General features: G+C 64.9%; 16 protein-coding genes and 1 riboswitch. Of the genes, 5 read left to right on the top strand and 11 right to left on the bottom strand.

Translation table 11 applies throughout. From position 1 onward, the window contains the following. Positions 1-2: 2 nt before the first annotated feature. On the bottom strand, positions 3-338 hold the full coding sequence (locus OIT41_RS04105) for a DUF3263 domain-containing protein (protein WP_059388211.1): 336 nt from the start codon (positions 336-338) through the stop codon (positions 3-5). A 117-nt stretch (positions 339-455) separates the two neighbouring features. Here OIT41_RS04105 and OIT41_RS04100 point away from each other — a divergent pair, with 117 nt between their 5' ends. Together OIT41_RS04100 and OIT41_RS04095 are read left to right on the top strand one after the other, a co-directional pair. After that, a complete protein-coding gene (locus tag OIT41_RS04100; RefSeq protein WP_242598640.1) occupies positions 456-1,250 on the top strand; it encodes a uracil-DNA glycosylase in 795 nt (264 codons plus the stop codon). A 15-nt stretch (positions 1,251-1,265) separates the two neighbouring features. Continuing rightward, positions 1,266-2,105 (top strand): siderophore-interacting protein, encoded by an 840-nt coding sequence (locus OIT41_RS04095; protein WP_241708147.1) that lies wholly within the window; start codon positions 1,266-1,268, stop codon positions 2,103-2,105. A gap of 8 nt (positions 2,106-2,113) precedes the next feature. Here the strand turns inward: OIT41_RS04095 and OIT41_RS04090 are convergent, their stop codons facing one another. Together OIT41_RS04090 and OIT41_RS04085 are read right to left on the bottom strand one after the other, a co-directional pair. Further along, positions 2,114-3,592: a threonine/serine ThrE exporter family protein gene (locus OIT41_RS04090; protein WP_241708146.1), complete on the bottom strand. Its 1,479-nt coding sequence runs from the start codon at positions 3,590-3,592 to the stop codon at positions 2,114-2,116. A 96-nt stretch (positions 3,593-3,688) separates the two neighbouring features. After that, complete coding sequence (locus OIT41_RS04085) at positions 3,689-4,762, bottom strand: lipid II:glycine glycyltransferase FemX (protein ID WP_241708145.1); 1,074 nt, start codon at positions 4,760-4,762, stop codon at positions 3,689-3,691. Between the two features lie 231 nt (positions 4,763-4,993). Between OIT41_RS04085 and OIT41_RS04080 the strand changes: the two genes are divergently transcribed. Beyond that, positions 4,994-5,158: a hypothetical protein gene (locus OIT41_RS04080; RefSeq protein WP_171983419.1), complete on the top strand. Its 165-nt coding sequence runs from the start codon at positions 4,994-4,996 to the stop codon at positions 5,156-5,158. Here OIT41_RS04080 and OIT41_RS04075 read toward each other — a convergent pair. The 6 genes from OIT41_RS04075 to OIT41_RS04050 form a co-directional block, all read right to left on the bottom strand. After that, complete coding sequence (locus OIT41_RS04075; RefSeq protein WP_241708144.1) at positions 5,139-6,569, bottom strand: L-serine ammonia-lyase; 1,431 nt, start codon at positions 6,567-6,569, stop codon at positions 5,139-5,141. The genes OIT41_RS04080 and OIT41_RS04075 overlap by 20 nt on opposite strands. Before the next feature lie 263 nt (positions 6,570-6,832). Continuing rightward, complete coding sequence (gene glyA / locus OIT41_RS04070) at positions 6,833-8,170, bottom strand: serine hydroxymethyltransferase (protein ID WP_308196779.1); 1,338 nt, start codon at positions 8,168-8,170, stop codon at positions 6,833-6,835. Beyond that, positions 8,167-8,550: a glycine cleavage system protein GcvH gene (gene gcvH, locus OIT41_RS04065; protein WP_241708143.1), complete on the bottom strand. Its 384-nt coding sequence runs from the start codon at positions 8,548-8,550 to the stop codon at positions 8,167-8,169. Before gcvH ends, glyA begins: the two co-directional genes overlap by 4 nt. Positions 8,551-9,012: 462 nt before the next feature. Next, on the bottom strand, positions 9,013-10,146 hold the full coding sequence (gcvT, locus tag OIT41_RS04060) for a glycine cleavage system aminomethyltransferase GcvT (RefSeq protein ID WP_241708142.1): 1,134 nt from the start codon (positions 10,144-10,146) through the stop codon (positions 9,013-9,015). A 13-nt stretch (positions 10,147-10,159) separates the two neighbouring features. After that, on the bottom strand, positions 10,160-13,006 hold the full coding sequence (gcvP, locus tag OIT41_RS04055) for an aminomethyl-transferring glycine dehydrogenase (protein ID WP_241708141.1): 2,847 nt from the start codon (positions 13,004-13,006) through the stop codon (positions 10,160-10,162). Positions 13,007-13,165: 159 nt separating this feature from the next. Beyond that, positions 13,166-13,263: riboswitch (glycine riboswitch) on the bottom strand. 188 nt (positions 13,264-13,451) lie between these two features. Next, positions 13,452-14,000 carry a TetR/AcrR family transcriptional regulator gene (locus OIT41_RS04050; RefSeq protein WP_078106300.1) on the bottom strand — a complete coding sequence of 183 codons (549 nt, stop codon included), beginning with the start codon at positions 13,998-14,000 and terminating at the stop codon, positions 13,452-13,454. Between the two features lie 82 nt (positions 14,001-14,082). Here OIT41_RS04050 and OIT41_RS04045 point away from each other — a divergent pair, with 82 nt between their 5' ends. Then, positions 14,083-15,624, top strand: a complete 1,542-nt coding sequence (locus OIT41_RS04045; protein WP_241708140.1) for an MFS transporter — start codon at positions 14,083-14,085, stop codon at positions 15,622-15,624. A 7-nt stretch (positions 15,625-15,631) separates the two neighbouring features. On the opposite strand, the gene OIT41_RS04040 is transcribed toward OIT41_RS04045, so the two are convergent. Then, the gene (locus OIT41_RS04040; protein ID WP_264637461.1) at positions 15,632-16,465 is read right to left on the bottom strand and encodes a sigma-70 family RNA polymerase sigma factor; all 834 of its coding nucleotides are present in this window, start codon (positions 16,463-16,465) and stop codon (positions 15,632-15,634) included. A 212-nt stretch (positions 16,466-16,677) separates the two neighbouring features. Between OIT41_RS04040 and OIT41_RS04035 the strand changes: the two genes are divergently transcribed. Beyond that, a complete protein-coding gene (locus OIT41_RS04035; protein ID WP_241708131.1) occupies positions 16,678-17,247 on the top strand; it encodes a hypothetical protein in 570 nt (189 codons plus the stop codon). On the opposite strand, the gene OIT41_RS04030 is transcribed toward OIT41_RS04035, so the two are convergent. Beyond that, positions 17,244-17,504: a carbon storage regulator gene (locus tag OIT41_RS04030; RefSeq protein ID WP_078106302.1), complete on the bottom strand. Its 261-nt coding sequence runs from the start codon at positions 17,502-17,504 to the stop codon at positions 17,244-17,246. The two genes, OIT41_RS04035 and OIT41_RS04030, sit on opposite strands and share 4 nt — an antisense overlap. Between the last annotated feature and the right edge of the window lie 4 nt (positions 17,505-17,508).

The raw sequence follows: 17,508 nt of genomic DNA, 5'->3' as shown, positions 1-17,508 counted from the left end.
CTTTATGCGTCGGAACCGAGACGGCGCGCTGTGCGGGCCCTCTGACGTGACATACGTAGTCTACGCAATCTCTTGACCAGCATGGGATCGTGCGCCAGTGCTTCCTCGGTGTCGATGAGGGCGTTGAGGAGCTGGTAATAGTGGGTCGCGGACAGATCGAAGAGTTCCCGGACGGCCTGTTCCTTGGCCCCGGCGTACTTCCACCACTGCCTCTCCAGGGCGAGCATCTGCTGTTCACGCTCGCCGAGCGGCGAATCGCTGCGGAGTCCGGCGGACAGGTCTTCGAGCACCAATCCAGTTGCTTCGGACGCCATGGGTTCCCGTGCGGGTTCTGCCACGACACACTCCTTCGACGCATTGACTGAAAAATGTCCCCCACCCATGATACCGGGCGAATAACACGGATGTCATTTGCCCCGCCGCGGGAGGAACTCCCGAGGGCCCGCTTTCCCCAGATGCCCCACGACAGGGAGAATGGCTGGGTGGCAGGCGAAGAAGCGTTATTTGAGCTTGAATCCGAGGACCGCTCCGCCGGGTTCGAAGCACTCCCGGGGATGGCCTTGGAGGACCTGATGGCGCCGGACTGGGCCGACGCGCTCTCCGGCGTCGAGGACGAGTTGCGCTCGGCGCTGGCCTTCGTGGCGGGCGAGGCCAGCCGCGGAACCCAGGTACTGCCTGCCGCGTCGAACATCCTTCGCGCATTCCGGCAGCCACTGGCCGACGTCAAAGTGCTGATCCTCGGCCAGGACCCCTACCCGACGCCGGGACACGCCGTCGGGCTCGCTTTCGCGGTTTCCGGACAAACCCGGCCCATCCCCCGCAGCCTTTCGAACATCTACCGGGAGATGGAGTCCGACCTCGGGCTCCCGCAGCGGGTGCACGGAGATCTTTCGGCCTGGACGGACCAAGGGGTACTTCTCCTGAACAGGGTGCTGAGCGTCGCTGCCGGTGCGGCCGGCTCGCACCGGGGCAAAGGCTGGGAGGCCATCACGACGGCGGCGGTCACCGCCGTCGCCCGCCGCACCAATGCTGCCGGGCTGCAGAGTCCGCTGGTCGCGATCCTGTGGGGCAAGGACGCTGAAGCCGTCCAGCCCCTCCTTGAAGGCGCCCCCGTGATCTCCTCCGCGCACCCCAGCCCGCTCTCCGCGTCGCGGGGCTTCTTCGGTTCGCGCCCGTTCAGCCGGGCCAACGAGCTGCTCCGCAGGCAAGGCGCGGATCCCGTCATCTGGGAACTTCCACCACTGCCTTAGCTTAGGCTTGCCTACATGACATCTTTGCCTGCGACGTCGTCTGCATCCCGGAATACCCGCCCCCAAGTGAACCTGACTGTCCTGCGCACGGAACAGCTTTCGCCCCACATGGTGCGCATCATTGCGGGTGGACCCGGTTTTGCCGGCTACGCGAACAACGGCTTCGTGGACCGGTATGTGAAGATCGTCTTCCCGCAGCCCGGCGTCGACTACGAGCTGCCTCTGGATCTCTGGGCCATCCGCGAGACCATGCCGCGCGAACAGTGGCCTTACACCCGCACCTACACCGTCCGCTGGGTGGACCAGGCCGCGCAGGAATTGGCCATTGATTTTGTGGTCCACGGCGACGAGGGCCTTGCGGGTCCGTGGGCCCTGGCGGCCCAGCCGGGCGACACGCTTGTTTTCACAGGACCCGGCGGCGCCTACAACCCGGCACCCGACGCCGACTGGTACCTTTTCGCGGGCGACGACGCCGCGCTCCCGGCGATCGCCGCAGCAATCGAATCCCTGCCGGCCGACGCCAAGGGCCTGGCTTTCCTCGAAGTCGATAGCGACGCCGACATCCTTGCCATAGCGGCCCCCGACGGCGTGGAGCTGCGTTGGCTCCTTCGCTCCGGAGTCCCGGCCGGATCCAGCTCGATCCTGCTTGATGCCTTGGGCGAAGCGGAGTGGCTGCCCGGCCGCGTCGACGTGTTTGCGCATGGTGAACGCGGTTACATGAAGGGACTGCGGGACATCTTCTTCAAGCAGCGTGGGCTCGAGCGTTCCCAGGTATCGCTCTCTGGATACTGGGCCCAGGGGCGCGTCGAGGACGATTTCCAGGCAGAGAAGAAACTCCCGATCGGGCAGATCTAGGGCGCAGCTTAGCGCCTGCGGACGCGGCGTCGCTCGTTGCTGGCAAGGCCCTTTGTCAGCGGACGGGCAAGGTTGTCGCCCAGGACAATTCCCGCGGCCACGCCCAGCACGATTGCCCCGGCGTTGAGCATGCCGCCCGAACCGAGCAAGACGTCCGCTTCCTGCACGGTCAACACATACATGGAACGGAATATCTTCAGGCCGGGGAGCAAGATGAGGGCGGCCGGGACGGCCACCACCAACTGCGGGGCCCCCAGCCTGAGGGCGACCATGCGGGCGAGCAGACCGATGACGACGGCGGAAATCGCCGGCGAGAGCCGGTCTCCAAAGCCGAGGTTTGAAGCCCCCCACAAGACGAAGTAACCCACCAAGCCCACTGCCGCCGTCGGGAGCAGAAGCTTGAGGAGGGTCTGTTCGGTGATGCCGATGGCAATCACCCCGATGGCGATCAGGATGGCCTGGCCCCACAATGGATACGCTTCGGGGAATGTTTGCGTGACGTCGATCGCGACGCTGCCGATGAGGTCACCCACAACCACTGCGACGGCGATCCCCGCAACGATCGCGCCGAAGGTCAGGATGGTGGACAGGAAACGTCCGGCCGCAGTCACGGGGAATCCGTTGATGGCATCTTGCACCGAGGAGACGAGCCGGCCCGTTGGCAACAGCAAGAGGATGCCACCTGCCACGACGATCGACGGCGGGATGTCCGCCCCGGCCCAGTGGAGCATGAGCGCGATGAACGTGACCAGGAAGGAGCCAGCGGCTGTCACGAAGAAGTCAGGCGTGCGCCACTTGCCCAATTGGCGGGCCACGAGGTTGACGAGCATGTTGGAGACGAAAGCCAGGGCGGACGCTCCCAGTCCCCCGCCGAGGACCCCGACGAAGACAGCGGCGAAGACGCCGAATGCCATGGTGACCATCCACCGCGGGAAGGGCTTGCTGCTGCGGATGATGTCATCCAGCCGCCGCACGGCCTCGGCCCTGCCCACCCCGCCGGCCACGATGTCCGTGACGAGTTGGTGCACCTGGGCCAAACCTGCGTAGTTGTTGGTCCAGGAACGAACGACGCGGAGCAGGGTCAGAGGGGTCTGCTCCTTGGGTGCGTAGTTGATCTGGACTGACTGGTTGGTGATGTCCACTTCGATGTTCTTCAACCCGAGCGCGGCCGTGACTGCGATGATGCTGGTCTCGACTTCGAGGGCCCCGGCTCCGTACCGAAACATGGATTCTGCCATGTGCAGCGCGAAGTCGATGGTCTTGCGGGCCGAAGCGTCAACGCCGCCCACATGGATGATGGGGTTGGCGTAGGGACTGCCTGCCAGTCGATCGACGATGCTCATAGGGGCGGTGGGTGGGTTCTCGCCCTGCACGAGCCTGCGAAGCATGCGCTTTGCGTTGACATTCTGGCGCACCTGGGATGGCTTCAGCGGCTGCGTCTTGGGCAGGCCGTCGGTGTTGGGCCTGTTGTCGGGGCGGTCAGTCAAGCGGGTGTTCCTCCAAAGGGCGTGGTTCCTCCAAATACGATGGCATGCACATGCGGGTAGCCGGGGTGGCGTTGAGATCCTGGTGGAACTGCTGGCCTAGTAGAACTGTTGACCAGTGCGGCGGGTGTAGACCTGCCGCGCTATACGCTCCCCGGCCGCGGTCCAGAGCTTGTACTTCAGCGGGCTGATGACTTGGTCGTAGCAGCCGACAAAGTCGGTGACGGCCTTGCTGAAGCTGGTCTTGAACAAGCCAAGCCCGTGGAACGGATGCGAAGTGTCTTTGAGCCGGTCAGCGGGAGGAGTGCCGCAGAAATCGTACTCCGTGCAACCCAGTTCCTTGACCTGGTTGATGGCGGTCCACTGAACCAGGTGCGAATCGCCGTACTGCGCGCGCTTCTGCAGCGATCCGCCGTCCTTGTAGGTGCCCTTCCGGCCATAGTTGATGACGAAGGCTCCGACCGAGGGGACACCGTTTTCAAAGACAAACAAGAGCCTGCCCTGGCCACGTTCGATGAAGTTGGTCCAGAACTGGCGATAGTACCCGAATTCGCGGACCCGCACTTGGGACTTCGCCTCGACGGTGTTGGTCATCAGCGCATACATGGAGCGGAAGTTCTCTTCCGTGGGTTCCATGGTGTGGACTTCAACCCCTTCGCGGATGGCCCGGCGGACGGCGTTGCGGCCGCGGGAATGCAGGTTGCGCAGTAGCTGGTTCTCCTCGGGAGAGATGTCCAGCAGGGCTGTGGAGTCGTTCGGCTGCAGGTTGGGGGTCTTGACCACTCCGGTGGCTTCGATCGCGTCCCGGGCTTCGCTGCTGAGGACGATGTCCGGCTCGATTTTCACTGCGAAGACGCCGAGCTTGTCCCGCTTCACGAATTCGCGGTTGGCTTTGATGATCCCTGGAATGTCCTCGACGCCGGCAACATCGGGGCCCTTGATGAGGTACCAGAGCTTGCCGAGCAGCGGGAACGACTTCTCCAGGACCAGGTTGTAGCTGCTGTAGTCCTCGGTCTCGTAGACGAGATGCAGGGGCTTCCAGCCGAAGTGTTGCTTCAAGTCCGCGAAGGCCTCGGATTGGAGGAGGTTGCCGCCGTTGGGGTTGGCTGTGACGTGTTTGTCCCAGTGTTCGATTTCCTCGGCGGTGGCAAAGCGTGCGGTAAATTCTCGCAAGGGGGCCGTGTCCAATCAGTTGCGTTCGTGAGGCAGCAGGCACCGGTGTGCGGCGCAGGCGTTCAGCTCCAAGTCTATCGGCCACCACGGAGGGCTAGGGAATGGCCGGCTTCAACGCCTGGCCGTGGATGGCAGATCCGGGCCTCACAGCCGGGGCAAAGGTTCTCCAAAGTCCACAACTAATCCGGCGGCGGAGAGTAGTCATAACAACACCTGAACCAGGAGGATCCGATGATCGTCTACCGCCCCATTCCGCCGCTCTCCGCCGGCCGCAGCAACAGCTTGTGGTCGGTATTCGCCGCTATGGCATCCGCGGCACTGCTGGGCCCGGCCTGGCCGTCCGGTACCCGCCGCGTCGACCATCAGGAAGCGGTCGTCAGCACTCCACGACGTTGACGGCGAGGCCGCCCATGGCGGTTTCCTTGTATTTGGAGGACATGTCCTTGCCGGTTTCGCGCATGGTCACGATGACCTCGTCCAGGGAAACGCGGTGGGTGCCGTCCCCCCAGAGCGCCATCTTCGCGGCGTTGATGGCCTTCGCCGCGGCGATCGCGTTGCGTTCGATGCACGGAATCTGCACGAGTCCGCCGATCGGGTCGCAGGTGAGGCCCAGGTTGTGTTCCATCGCGATCTCGGCCGCGTTCTCCACCTGTCCCGGGGAGCCGCCCATGACTTCGGCCAAGCCGGCGGCGGCCATCGAGGAAGCGGAGCCGACCTCGCCCTGGCAGCCCACTTCGGCGCCGGAGATCGAGGCCTGCTCCTTGTAGAGCACTCCGACGGCGCCCGCGGCAAGCAGGAACTTCACCACGACGTCGTCGCGGTCCTGTTGTGTGGCCTTGTCCATTCCGGGGGCGAAATGCAGGGCGTAGTACAGCACGGCGGGGATGATGCCGGCGGCGCCGTTCGTGGGCGCGGTGACAACGCGGCCGCCCGAGGCGTTTTCCTCGTTCACGGCCAGGGCGATCAGGTTCACCCATTCCTGCCAGTACTTCGGATCCCGGTAGTCAGGGTCCTGGTCTTTTGTTTCCTTCAAGAGCCGCTCGTGCCAGTCGGGGGCCCGACGGCGGACCTTCAGCCCGCCGGGCAGCACGCCTTCGCGCTTGAGGCTGGTTTCGACGCAGCCCTCCATGACGGACCAGATGTGGAGCAGGCCTTCGCGGATTTCCTCTTCGGTCCGGGAAGCCCGTTCGTTGATGAACATGATGTCCGAAATGCCGAGTCCCTTGGAGGAGCAGCGTCCCATCAGCTCGGCGGCAGTGCGGAAGGGCAGCGGAAGTTCCTTCTTGGACTCCTCCAGTTCCTTCTGGGCTGCGTCCTCTTCGCCTTCGCGGACAATGAAGCCACCGCCCACGGAGAAGAACGTCGCCTCGTGCAGGACCTCGCCGTCGGCATCGGACACGGAGAACTTCATACCGTTCGTATGCCGGGGAAGGACCGTGAGGGGGTGCAGGATCATGTCCGCTTCCCCATACGGCAGGGATACCCCGGATTCGGGCTCGACGGCGCCGCCAAGGTTCAGCTGGCCGGTCTCCGCGATCGAAGCAAGCCGTTCCTCCACTTCCTCGGGGAGGATCTGCTCGGGGTGGTAGCCCTCCAAGCCCAGCAGCACCGCGGTCATGGTGCCGTGCCCCCGGCCCGTAGCAGCCAGGGAACCATACAGGTCAACGCGCAGGGACGTCACCCGGTCCAGCTTTCCCGAAGCCTTCAGCTCGCCCGCAAAGACCGCAGCAGCCCGCATCGGCCCCACGGTATGCGAACTCGAAGGACCAATCCCAATAGAGAAAAGATCGAAGACGCCAACAGCCATGTCGGTTTCCTTAGTTAGTTGTGGTCGGGGACGGTGGGGAGGTGAGCAGCGCGGCCCCTTCGGGACCGACATCCGGCAGCGGGCGTCCCCGCCGTCCCCCTAACCTCGCAAGCTCGGTCAGGGAACCCGGACGGCGTGGGCCCATTCGGTCGCGGAAACGTCCGCCCAGCGGGCGTCTTCGCGACCGAGCCCGCAGAGGATGCCGGCCCCGACGGGCTGTTGGTTCCGACAGGTTCGCCGGAACCAACAGCCAAAAGAGAACCTCAGCTGAGGTTCGCGACGCCGGGGTAGAGCGGGTGCGCGGCGGCGAGTGCCTCCACGCGGTGACGCAGGCCGGAGAGGTCGGCGTCGGCGTCGGCGATCAGTGCTTCGGCGATGATGTCCGCAACTTCGCGGAACGCCGCTTCACCGAAGCCGCGGGTTGCCAGTGCCGGGGTGCCGATCCGCAGGCCGGAGGTCACCATCGGCGGGCGCGGGTCGAACGGAACCGCGTTGCGGTTGACGGTGATGTCGATCGCGGCGAGGCGGTCCTCGGCTTCCTGGCCGTTGAGTTCGCAGTTGCGCAGGTCCACGAGCACCAGGTGCACGTCGGTGCCGCCGGAGATCACGTTGATGCCCTTGGCTGTGACGTCGGGCTGGACGAGTCGCTCGGCCAGGATCCGGGCACCGGCCAACACGCGTTCCTGGCGTTCCTTGAACTCTTCCGACCCGGCGATCTTGAAGGCCACGGCCTTGCCGGCGATCACGTGCTCCAACGGTCCGCCCTGCTGGCCCGGGAAGACCGCGGAGTTGATCTTCTTGGCGATGTCGGCGTCGTTGGAGAGGATGATGCCGCCGCGCGGACCGGCGAGGGTCTTGTGCGTCGTGGACGTCGTGACGTGCGCGTGCGGGACCGGGGACGGGTGCAGCCCGGCGGCCACCAGGCCGGCGAAGTGCGCCATGTCCACCATGAGGTACGCGCCCACGAGGTCGGCGATCCGGCGGAACTCGGCGAAGTCCAGCTGGCGCGCGTAGGCGGACCATCCGGCCACGATCAGTGCCGGCTTGTGCTCGAGCGCCAGGCGCTCCACTTCGGCCATGTCGATCCGGTGGTCCTCTTCGCGGACCTGGTAGGGGATGACGTTGTACAGGCGTCCGGAGAAGTTGATCCGCATGCCGTGGGTCAAGTGCCCGCCGTGCGCCAGGTTCAGGCCCATGATGGTGTCGCCCGGCTTGATGAGGGCGTGCATCACCGAGGCGTTGGCCTGGGCGCCGGAGTGCGGCTGCACGTTCGCGTACTCTGCACCGAACAGGGCCTTCACCCGGTCGATAGCCAACTGCTCGATGACATCCACGTGCTCGCAACCACCGTAGTAGCGCTTGCCCGGGTAACCCTCGGCATACTTGTTGGTCAGCACCGAACCCTGCGCCTGCATGACAGCCACGGCGGTGTGGTTCTCCGAGGCAATCATTTCCAGGCCCGAACGCTGACGGTTCAGCTCGTCGTCGATCTTCGCCGCGATCTCCGGATCCAGCTCGGACAACACCGTATCCAGGCTCGGCGAAACAACCTGCTCGAACGCAATGTTCTCGGTGCGCGCGGTTCCGCTCGCGGCGCTCACAGCTCGCCACCGTTCTTGGAAGCGTATTCCTCTGCGGAAAGCAGCGGACCGTCGGACTCGGCGGCCACCTTGAAGAGCCAGCCCGCACCGTACGGATCGTTGTTGATCAGTGCGGGATCGTCGACGACGGCGGGGTTGACTTCCGTGACCTCGCCCGTGACCGGGGAGTACAGGTCCGAAACGGACTTCGTGGACTCCACCTCGCCGCAGGTCTGCCCCGCAGTCACAGCGGAACCGACCTCGGGCAAGTCAACGTACACGATGTCGCCGAGGGCATCGGTGGCCACGGCGGAGATGCCAACAGACACAAGATTGCCGGCTTCGCGGGCAACCCATTCGTGCTCGTCGGAGTACTGGAGTTCAGGTGCAACTTTTGCCATGTTTTTTCCTTTGCGTTGGTCTAAGAAAACAGTTGTGGTCGGGTTGGGTGGCGGATAACGGAATTCCTCGGCGTGCTCGCTCGTTCCTCGCTTGGACGCACGCTGCCGGAATCCCGTCACCCGTTATTCGTCAGTTCAGTTTTCGGGGCCAACCGTACCGGAAAAGAACGCTGGCCCTTTCGGTTTTAGTCGGTGATCCGTGGTTCCCGCGAGCCCAAGCTGCGGCAGGTGGCCTATCATCCAGCACCTTTGGCTTTCGAAAATGAGCCAAAGGCGCCGGATTGAAGCTGAACCCGAGGTGAGCTGCACTGCCCCATCGGGTGCCGGCATCCGGCAGCATGCGTCTAAGGGAGCGACACGTCCGCTCAGCGGGCGTCTTCGCGACCGAGCATGCAGAGGATGTCGGACCCGACGGGCTAACGCAACCACGGTCACCCAACCCGCCGGGACAGCATCCGAAACTTACTTGACTCGCTTGTAGAAAGGCAGTGCGACAACTTCGAACGGCTCGGCCTTGCCGCGCAGGTCGACGTCAAGGGCCGTGCCGGGTTCGGTGTGTTCGACGTCGACATAGGCCAACGCGACGGGGTAGCCGAGGGTGGGGCTGGGCTGGCCGGAGGTGACTTCGCCGACCACGACGCCGTCCTTGAGGACCGGGTAGTGGCTGCGGCCGGCGCGGCGGCCGAGGCCCTTGAGACCGACCAGCTTGCGGCCGCTGGTGGAACCGGCGCCCTCAGCCTTGAGGGCTTCCAGGGCAGCACGGCCCACGAAGTCGCTTTCCTTGGCGAGGGAGACAACGGGGCCCAGGCCTGCCGAGAAGGGGTTGCCTTCGCGGGAGAGTTCGTTGCCGTAGAGCGGCATGCCCGCTTCCAGGCGCAGGGAGTCACGGGAGGCCAGTCCGGCGGGGATCAGCTCGCCGTCCTGGGCAACTGCTGCGATTGCTTGCCAGAGGGCGGCAGCGGCATCATTGTCCACGAAGATTTCGAAGCCGTCCTCGCCGGTGTAGCCGGTGCGGGCGAGCAGCAGTTCCGTCGTGTTCCCGGCGAAGGTGAAGGGCACCTCGACGGCGGCGTAGTACTTGAGCCCGGTGACGAGGGAGTGCTGTGCGGCAGGGACGAGGCGGAGGAGGATTTCTTCCGCTTTGGGGCCCTGGACGGCGATCAGCGAGGTTGCCGCGGAGACGTCCTCCACCACGACGTCGAAGTTGGCTGCCCGCTGTGCCAAAGCCTCGGCAACAACCTTGGCGTTGCCCGCGTTCGGGACCACCAGGAAGGTGGAGTCGCCGCGGCGGTAGGTGATGAGGTCGTCGATGATGCCGCCGTCTTCCTGGCAGATCAGCGAGTACTTGGCCTTGCCGATCGACATGGCGGAGATCTTGCCCACGAGGGCGTAGTCCAGGAAAGCCGCGGCTTCGGGGCCGGTGACCCAGACTTCGCCCATATGGGAAAGGTCGAACAGGCCCGCGGACTCGCGAACGGCGTGGTGCTCGGCCAGTTCGGAGGAGTACTTCAGGGGCATCTGCCAGCCACCGAAATCGGTGAAGGAAGCGCCGAGCTTCTTGTGCTCTTCGTAGAGCGCAGTGTAGTTCTCAGTCATCGTGAGGAGTCCTTTAGTTCTCGAAGGCTTCGATCGGAGGGCAGGAGCAGACCAGGTTGCGGTCGCCTGCGGCGCCGTCGATGCGGCCAACGGGCGGGAAGTACTTGTCCTGCTTGAGGTGATGGACCGGGAAGACGGCCTGCTCGCGGGAGTACTCGCGGTTCCAGTCGGAGGAGACGACGGCGGCCGCCGTGTGCGGTGCGTGGCGCAGCGGGCTACTCTCCACCGTGAAGTCGCCGTGGGCGACCTGGTCGATTTCCTTGCGGATGGTGATCATGGCTTCGATGAAGCGGTCGATCTCCCCGAGGTCCTCGGATTCGGTGGGCTCCACCATCAGCGTGCCCGCGACCGGGAACGCCAGGGTGGGTGCGTGGAAACCGTAGTCGATGAGGCGCTTGGCCACGTCCTCGGCGGTGACGCCGGTCTTGGCGGTCAGTTCGCGCAGGTCCAGGATGCACTCGTGGGCCACGAGTCCGCCTTCGCCGGTGTAGAGGACGGGGAAGTACTCGTTCAGGCGGGAGGCGATGTAGTTCGCGGCAAGCAGCGCGGACTTCGTGGCCTCGGTGAGGCCTTCGCCGCCCATGAGCTTCACGTAGGCCCAGGAAATCGGCAGGACGCCGGCGGAGCCGAAGCGTGAAGCCGAGATGGGCACGTCGTTGCCTTCGGTCCAGGCCGCGGCATTGCCGGGCATGAAGGGGGCCAGGTGCGCCTTGGCCGCGACCGGGCCCACGCCGGGTCCTCCGCCGCCGTGCGGGATGCAGAAGGTCTTGTGCAGGTTCAGGTGGGACACGTCGCCGCCGAACTTGCCCGGCTGGGCCAGGCCGACCAGGGCGTTGAGGTTGGCGCCGTCGATGTACACCTGGCCGCCGGCTGCGTGCACGGAGTCGCAGACCTCGCGCACGTCCGCGTCGTACACGCCGTGCGTGGAGGGGTAGGTGATCATGATGGCCGAGAGGACGTCCTTGTTGGCGTCGATCTTGGCTTGCAGGTCCGCGTGGTCGATGGTGCCATCGGCAGCGGTGGCCACCACCACCACCTTCATGCCGGCCAGCACGGCCGAGGCTGCGTTGGTGCCGTGGGCCGAGGCCGGGATGAGGCAGACGTTGCGCTGGGCCTCGCCGCGGGAGTGGTGGTAGCCGCGGATCGCCAGCAGGCCAGCGAGCTCGCCCTGGGAACCGGCGTTGGGCTGGATGGAGACCTGGTCGTACCCGGTGATCTCGCTCAGCTGGGATTCCAGGTCCGTGATGAGTTCACGCCAGCCCGTGGTCTGGGAATCCGGGGCGAAGGGGTGGATCGAGGCGAATTCAGGCCAGGAGATCGCTTCCATCTCGGCAGTGGCGTTCAGCTTCATCGTGCACGAACCCAGCGGGATCATGGTGCGGTCCAGCGCCAGGTCCCGGTCCGAGAGCTTGCGGATGTAGCGCAGCAACTGGGTTTCGGAACGGTGCGTGTTGAACACCGGGTGCTGCAGGTAGTCCGAAGACCGCTCGACCGCGGCCTCCAGGACGAAGCCCTCATTGGCTTCGGTGAGTGAAGCACCAAACGCATCAAGGACACCGCCGACAACCGCCGTCGTTGTGGTCTCGTCAACCGAGACGCCCACAGTGTCGGCGTCGATGCCGCGCAGGTTGATGCCCTTGGCCTCCGCGGCTGCGACGATCCCGGCAGCCTTGCCCGGGACGCGGACGGTGACGGTGTCGAAGAAGCTGCCGTGCAGGACCTCAAGGCCCGCGGCCTTCAAGGAAGCAGCCAGGGTGCGGGCGTGGTGGTGGGCGGTCTCGGCGATCGCCTTCAGGCCCTCGGGGCCGTGGTACACGGCGTACATCGAGGAGACGATGGCCAGCAGTGCCTGCGCGGTGCAGATGTTGGACGTGGCCTTCTCGCGGCGGATGTGCTGCTCACGGGTCTGCAGCGCCAGGCGGTAGGCGGGAGTGCCGGCGTCGTCCTTGGAAACGCCCACCAAGCGGCCCGGCATCGAGCGCTCCAGGCCCTTCTGGACGGCCATGTACGCGGCGTGCGGGCCGCCGAAGAACAACGGCACGCCGAAGCGCTGGGTGGAGCCGACGGCGATGTCGGCGCCCTGCTCGCCCGGAGGCGTGATCAAGGTCAGGGCCAGCAGGTCCGCAGCAACCGTGACCAGGGCGCCGCGTTCCTTGGCGGCGGCGATCACGCCCGAGTGGTCGAACACCCGGCCGGAAGCGCCCGGCTGCTGCAGCACGATGCCGTTGATCTCGCCCTCGGGCAGGCCCTGGGACAGGTCAGCGATCTCCACCTCGAAGCCCAGCGCCTCGGCGCGGCCCTTCACGATGGCGATGGTCTGCGGGAGGCAGTCGGCATCCAGCACCGTCTTGCCGTCGTGGGCCGTCTTGTTCTTGTTCGCCCGGCGCATCATCAGGACCGCCTCGGCCACGGCCGTGGCTTCATCAAGGAGGGAAGCGTTGGCGATGGGCAGGCCCACCAGATCCTGGACCATGGTCTGGAAATTCAGCAGCGCCTCGAGGCGGCCCTGGGAAATCTCCGGCTGGTACGGGGTGTACGCCGTGTACCAGGCCGGGGATTCGAGGATGTTGCGGCGGATCACCGGCGGAGTGACCGTGTCGTAATAGCCCTGGCCGATCATCTGCACGGCCGTCTTGTTCTTGGAAGCCAGCCTGCGCAGCTCAGCCAGGACCTCGACCTCGCTCAGGGCGTCCTGGAGCGTCAGCGCGACGTCCTGGCGGATGTCTTTGGGAACCGCGGTGTCCACAAGCGAATCGACACTGTCGTAACCAACAGACTTGAGCATGATGTCAATGTCGGCCTGGCGGCGGGCGCCGATATGCCGGTCAACGAACGCGGTGGAGGTTGAACTAACCGTCACGAAGGAACTCCATTTATAAGGCGGCGCAAGGTACGCCACAGCTAATCGGATTCCTCCCCGCTCTGTATTGGACCTGAGAGTTTCCGCGAAACGTGCTTATGGCACTGTCCGCTTGCACCGTCGGTGAGCGCGCGTCAGCGTGCTGCTTTCCAGAGTTGCCTTGCCGCGGCGGTGCGTGGGCCTGAGAGATTCCTGGGGAGGATTTGCTCCTACGGCGCCTGCATCACATGCCTGCAGGACTCTCCCGCCGCAGATCAAAGGCGTATTCAATTGTGTGAATCGACTGTGGTTGCCGGTGACGGCTGCCACAACTACCAATTGTCCTATGGACTGCCCGCGTCCGCAAATAGGGTTACCTAGCAGCCCGACTTTCCCAACTGACTGGCACTTGTTGTCGTTTTGGAGCCTCAAAACGACACCTAATGCGAGTCAGTTGGGTGGCCACTCAGGTACGGAGGCGTTCGACGGCGGCCAGCAGCGCACCGACGTCGGCGCTCCTCGCGCTGGCCTTGACTTCCGTATCACCGGCGCCGCCTTCGAGCATTGCGTTGAAGTAGAGTCCATCGCCCATATACCGGACGGCTTTGGCCATTTCAGGCCCGACTTCCTCGGCCAGCACATCGAGCCATTGTTGCTGGATTCCCGCGAAGCGCCTGCGGGTTTCTTCATGGGCTACTTCCGCGAGGCGCGTGGCTGCCACAAACACGCGGTCCAAGGGCGTGTCGGCCCAGAGCGAGGACTTGATGAAGAACGCGGCAGCACCTTCCGGAGCTGCCTTCATCGCCTCGATGTCCAGCGCGGCCAGCCCGTCCATGCGCTCGAGCAAGGAGCTGATCATGGCTTCCTTGTTGGGGAAATGGTAGAGCAAACCGCCCTTGGAGACGCCTGCGCGCTTGGCGACGGCGTCCAGGGTGGCAGCCCGCTCCCCCACCTCGATCAGCAGGGCTTCAAAAGCATCCAGGACAGCGTCCCGGGCAATAGGTTTTCGCGGCATGGTGTCCATCATCCCTTAGTTCGATGCGGCAGTTCGATGCGGCAAATTGAAACTATACCGTCCAGACGGTACAGTTATATTCATGTTCACCCCGTCCTCAACCCAGCACCCCCGTACCCCTTCGATCCACATCGCCCCGTGGCGCGACTGGGCTGCCCTGGCACTCCTGATGTTCCCCGTGCTGCTGGTGGCTGTGGACAATACGGCGCTGACATTTGCCCTGCCGCAAATCGCCCGGTCGCTGGAAGTCGGTGGCGTGCAGCTGCTATGGGTGGTGGATGCCTATCCGTTGGTGCTCGCGGCACTGTTGGTGTCCATGGGAAACCTGGGTGACCGGATCGGCCGCCGTCGCTTGCTGCTGATCGGCAGCACGGGCTTCGCGGCCGTTTCCGCGGCCACGGCCTTCGCCCCATCGGTTGAATGGCTCATTGCAGGACGTGCCAGCATGGGCATCTTCGGAGCCATGCTCATGCCGTCCACACTGTCGTTGATCCGCAACATCTTCCCGGACCCGAACCGCCGCCGGCTCGCGGTTGCCGTGTGGGCCGCGGGATTCTCCGGCGGAGCCGCGCTCGGTCCGATCTTTGGCGGTTGGCTCGTGGAGCATTTCTGGTGGGGAACCGTGTTCCTGGTCGCCGTGCCGCTGTTGCTTCCCCTGCTCGCGTTCGGTCCGTCCTTGATTCCCGAGTCGAAGGACCGCAACCCGGGCAAGCCCGACGTTCCCAGCGTGGTGCTGTCCATCCTGACCATGGCCCCGATGGTTTACGGCATCAAGGAGGCCGCCGTGCACGGGTTCGGCCCGGGTCCCGCGGCCTTCATGGTGTTCGGCCTGGCTATGGGAATTGTCTTCGTCCGGAGGCAGGGCTCGTTGGCATCGCCCATGTTGGACGTTCAGCTTTTCCGGAACAAGGTCTTCAGCACGGCCATTACGGCCAACGTCCTGTCCCTGTTCTCCATGACGGGATTCATCTACTTCTTCGCCCAGCACTTGCAACTGGTGGAGGGCCAATCCCCCATGCAGGCAGGGATCGCGATGGTTCCCGCCCTACTTGCCACGATTGTGGCAGGACTGGTGGTGGTCCCCTTGCTCAAGCGGATCCGCCCTGGCCTGGTGGTGGCATCGGGATTGGCGCTGAGCGCGGTGGGATACCTCGTGGCCGCCCTGGGAAACCACAGCCAGGGGCCGGGGTACCTTTTGACGGCGCTCCTGCTGCTGGCCATCGGGGTTGGCTCGGCGGAGACCATCTCCAACGACCTGATCCTCGGCGCGGTTCCTGCCGACAAGGCAGGCGCGGCATCGGCGATCTCGGAAACGGGCTACGAACTCGGATCACTGCTGGGCACAGCCGTGCTCGGCTCCATCCTGACAGCCTCCTACCAACACCATTTGCTGCTTCCGGTCGAACTGTCGGCCCACGCCGCAGAACGCTCGCGGGAGACGCTCGCCGGCGCCATGGACACCGCATCTACCCTGCCCCAGCCATTGGGCGACTCCCTGAGCACCGCGGCGCGTGCGGCCTTTGAATCGGGGGTCCACATCACGGCAGCGATCGGGCTGGTTCTGATGGCGGGGGCGGCAGTCCTCTCCGCCGTCGTGCTCCGCCGCGTGCCGACCGCCAAGTAGGCGGAGTCTAGACTGCCTGGTTCAAGGCTGCATCCGGAGCGCTGAAGCTGCGGGTGATTCCGCCCAGGGTGGCGGTGGCGAGGGTCGAGAGGTAGTCGTGCCGGCGTCGGGCGGTAATGCGCGATTGGGGCTCGAAGGATTGCCCGGGATCGTCCGCGTAATGCGCGGACAGCCCGTCGCGCATGAGCCGGATGCCCTCCGCGCGCTGCTGGGAGACCGCGGCGTGGGTGGAGCCGAGTTCCTCGGCGAGTTCCTTCACGGTCCGCCCCGCGAAGTAGATCTCCTCGACGACGTACCGCATCTTCTCCGGCAAGGCCTCGACGGCGGCCCGAAGGTACTTCAGGCGCTCATCGGCCAGGACCGAATGCTCCGGGGAGATCGTCTCCGCCGCGACCGTGTCAACCACCACGTCATCCAGCGGCGACAGCGTCCGCGCGGCATCGGCCAGGGCCGCTTCCACCACGCTGCGTTCAACGCCCAGCGCCGAAGCGGTCTCGGCCACCGACGGGGTGCGGCCAAGGACCCCGGAGAGCGTTTCCTGGACCAACATGGTTTCCTTGATGCGTTTGCGCGCCGAGCGGGTGGCCCAATCGCTGGCCCGCATCTCGTCCGCGAACGCCCCGACGATCCGGCGGCGCGCAAACGCGCCGAAAGGGACTCCGAGGTCCGGATCGAAGGAATCGGCAGACGTAATCAACGCCACGGACCCCACCGACGCGAAATCGTCGCGTGACAAATGAGAAGCTCTCGCGCAGAGCTCCGACACCAAATAGCCAACGAGCGGTAAGTGCTGCAGCACCAGCTCGTTGCGTTCATCGCGATTCAAAATTAGTCCCCCCATGAGACCCGTTTATTGAGTTGCAAAAGCCTGGTTCCAGGGGCTTCATGGGCCAGCTGCTGAGACGGTACAGCGTGCCGAAGATTACATGGACCAGACATGTATTCAGTGAACATACCATCTGAAAAATAACAATGCGTGTACGCTCATGAAAAAGATACAAATCGGGCCTCGGAAAACACGTTTTCGCAGGCCGAACCGGGGAATGGGGAACCGTGGGGGCGGACGAGCTATCAGCGATGCTGTGGCGTGAGCGGAGACAGCTGGAACTGCTGTTGTACCGGCTCGAAACACAGTTGCTGCACGTCCGGGCAGGCAATTGGCATTGGCTGAAATTCACTGCCGCCGACGTGGAAAAGGTCCTGGAAAACCTCCGGTTCGACACGCTTGCCCGGAACATCGAGTCGTCTGCACTGGCCATTGAGTGGCGCCTATCGGCCAACGCAACGCTGCCCATGATTGCCTCAGTGGCACCGTCCGGAATCTGGCCGGAACTGCTTCAGGAACACCACCATGGCCTGGTCCGTCTGCTCAAGCAGGTCGAATCAACCGCGGCCGCCAATGTCGAAGCCCTCCGGATGGGGCCACAGGGCGCCGGGAACCAGGTGCTTGGCCCAGTACAGCCGGGCGACAGCGTGGCGCCGGGAGTGCCGGAGGCGTTCGCGCACTCCGACACCGTGGATGACGTGACACTCCTTGCGGAAAGCGCCAACATCGAGCGGGCCCTGGCCGTGACGAGGGATTGCTCGCTGCCACTCCTCGCAGAGTTCCTGGGCTTGGCTTAAGACCCAGCCTCTTCCTTGGGGGGCTTCCGCACGGGCGGACGCAGCCCGGCAACGAGTTCCTCGGCGTCGGGGCCGGCCTGGGCAGCAGCGAGGTTGGCCGCGGCGATCGCCTCAACCACTTCGCGACGTTGGATGGACACCCCGCGGGGCGCCTCGATCCCGATGCGCACGCCGTCGCCGCGGCCCTCCATGACGGTGATGACGATGTCCCCACCAATCATGATCTGTTCGCCCGGCTTGCGTGTCAGTACCAGCATGCTC

It is taken from the genome of Arthrobacter sp. YA7-1 (assembly GCF_025960325.1).
In the GTDB taxonomy this organism is placed as follows: Bacteria; Actinomycetota; Actinomycetes; order Actinomycetales; family Micrococcaceae; genus Arthrobacter; species Arthrobacter bambusae_A.
This window is presented reverse-complemented; position numbering and strand designations above follow the sequence as displayed.

What these genes read in the sequence shown, in the direction of transcription:
- OIT41_RS04100 (WP_242598640.1), top strand. Translation starts at nt 456, where the DNA reads ATGCCCCACGACAGGGAGAATGGCTGGGTGGCAGGCGAAGAAGCGTTA.
- OIT41_RS04095 (WP_241708147.1), top strand. Translation starts at nt 1,266, where the DNA reads ATGACATCTTTGCCTGCGACGTCGTCTGCATCCCGGAATACCCGCCCC.
- OIT41_RS04080 (WP_171983419.1), top strand. Translation starts at nt 4,994, where the DNA reads ATGATCGTCTACCGCCCCATTCCGCCGCTCTCCGCCGGCCGCAGCAAC.
- OIT41_RS04075 (WP_241708144.1), bottom strand. Translation starts at nt 6,569, where the DNA reads ATGGCTGTTGGCGTCTTCGATCTTTTCTCTATTGGGATTGGTCCTTCG.
- gcvH (WP_241708143.1), bottom strand. Translation starts at nt 8,550, where the DNA reads ATGGCAAAAGTTGCACCTGAACTCCAGTACTCCGACGAGCACGAATGG.
- gcvT (WP_241708142.1), bottom strand. Translation starts at nt 10,146, where the DNA reads ATGACTGAGAACTACACTGCGCTCTACGAAGAGCACAAGAAGCTCGGC.
- OIT41_RS04050 (WP_078106300.1), bottom strand. Translation starts at nt 14,000, where the DNA reads ATGCCGCGAAAACCTATTGCCCGGGACGCTGTCCTGGATGCTTTTGAA.
- OIT41_RS04045 (WP_241708140.1), top strand. Translation starts at nt 14,083, where the DNA reads ATGTTCACCCCGTCCTCAACCCAGCACCCCCGTACCCCTTCGATCCAC.
- OIT41_RS04040 (WP_264637461.1), bottom strand. Translation starts at nt 16,465, where the DNA reads ATGGGGGGACTAATTTTGAATCGCGATGAACGCAACGAGCTGGTGCTG.
- OIT41_RS04030 (WP_078106302.1), bottom strand. Translation starts at nt 17,504, where the DNA reads ATGCTGGTACTGACACGCAAGCCGGGCGAACAGATCATGATTGGTGGG.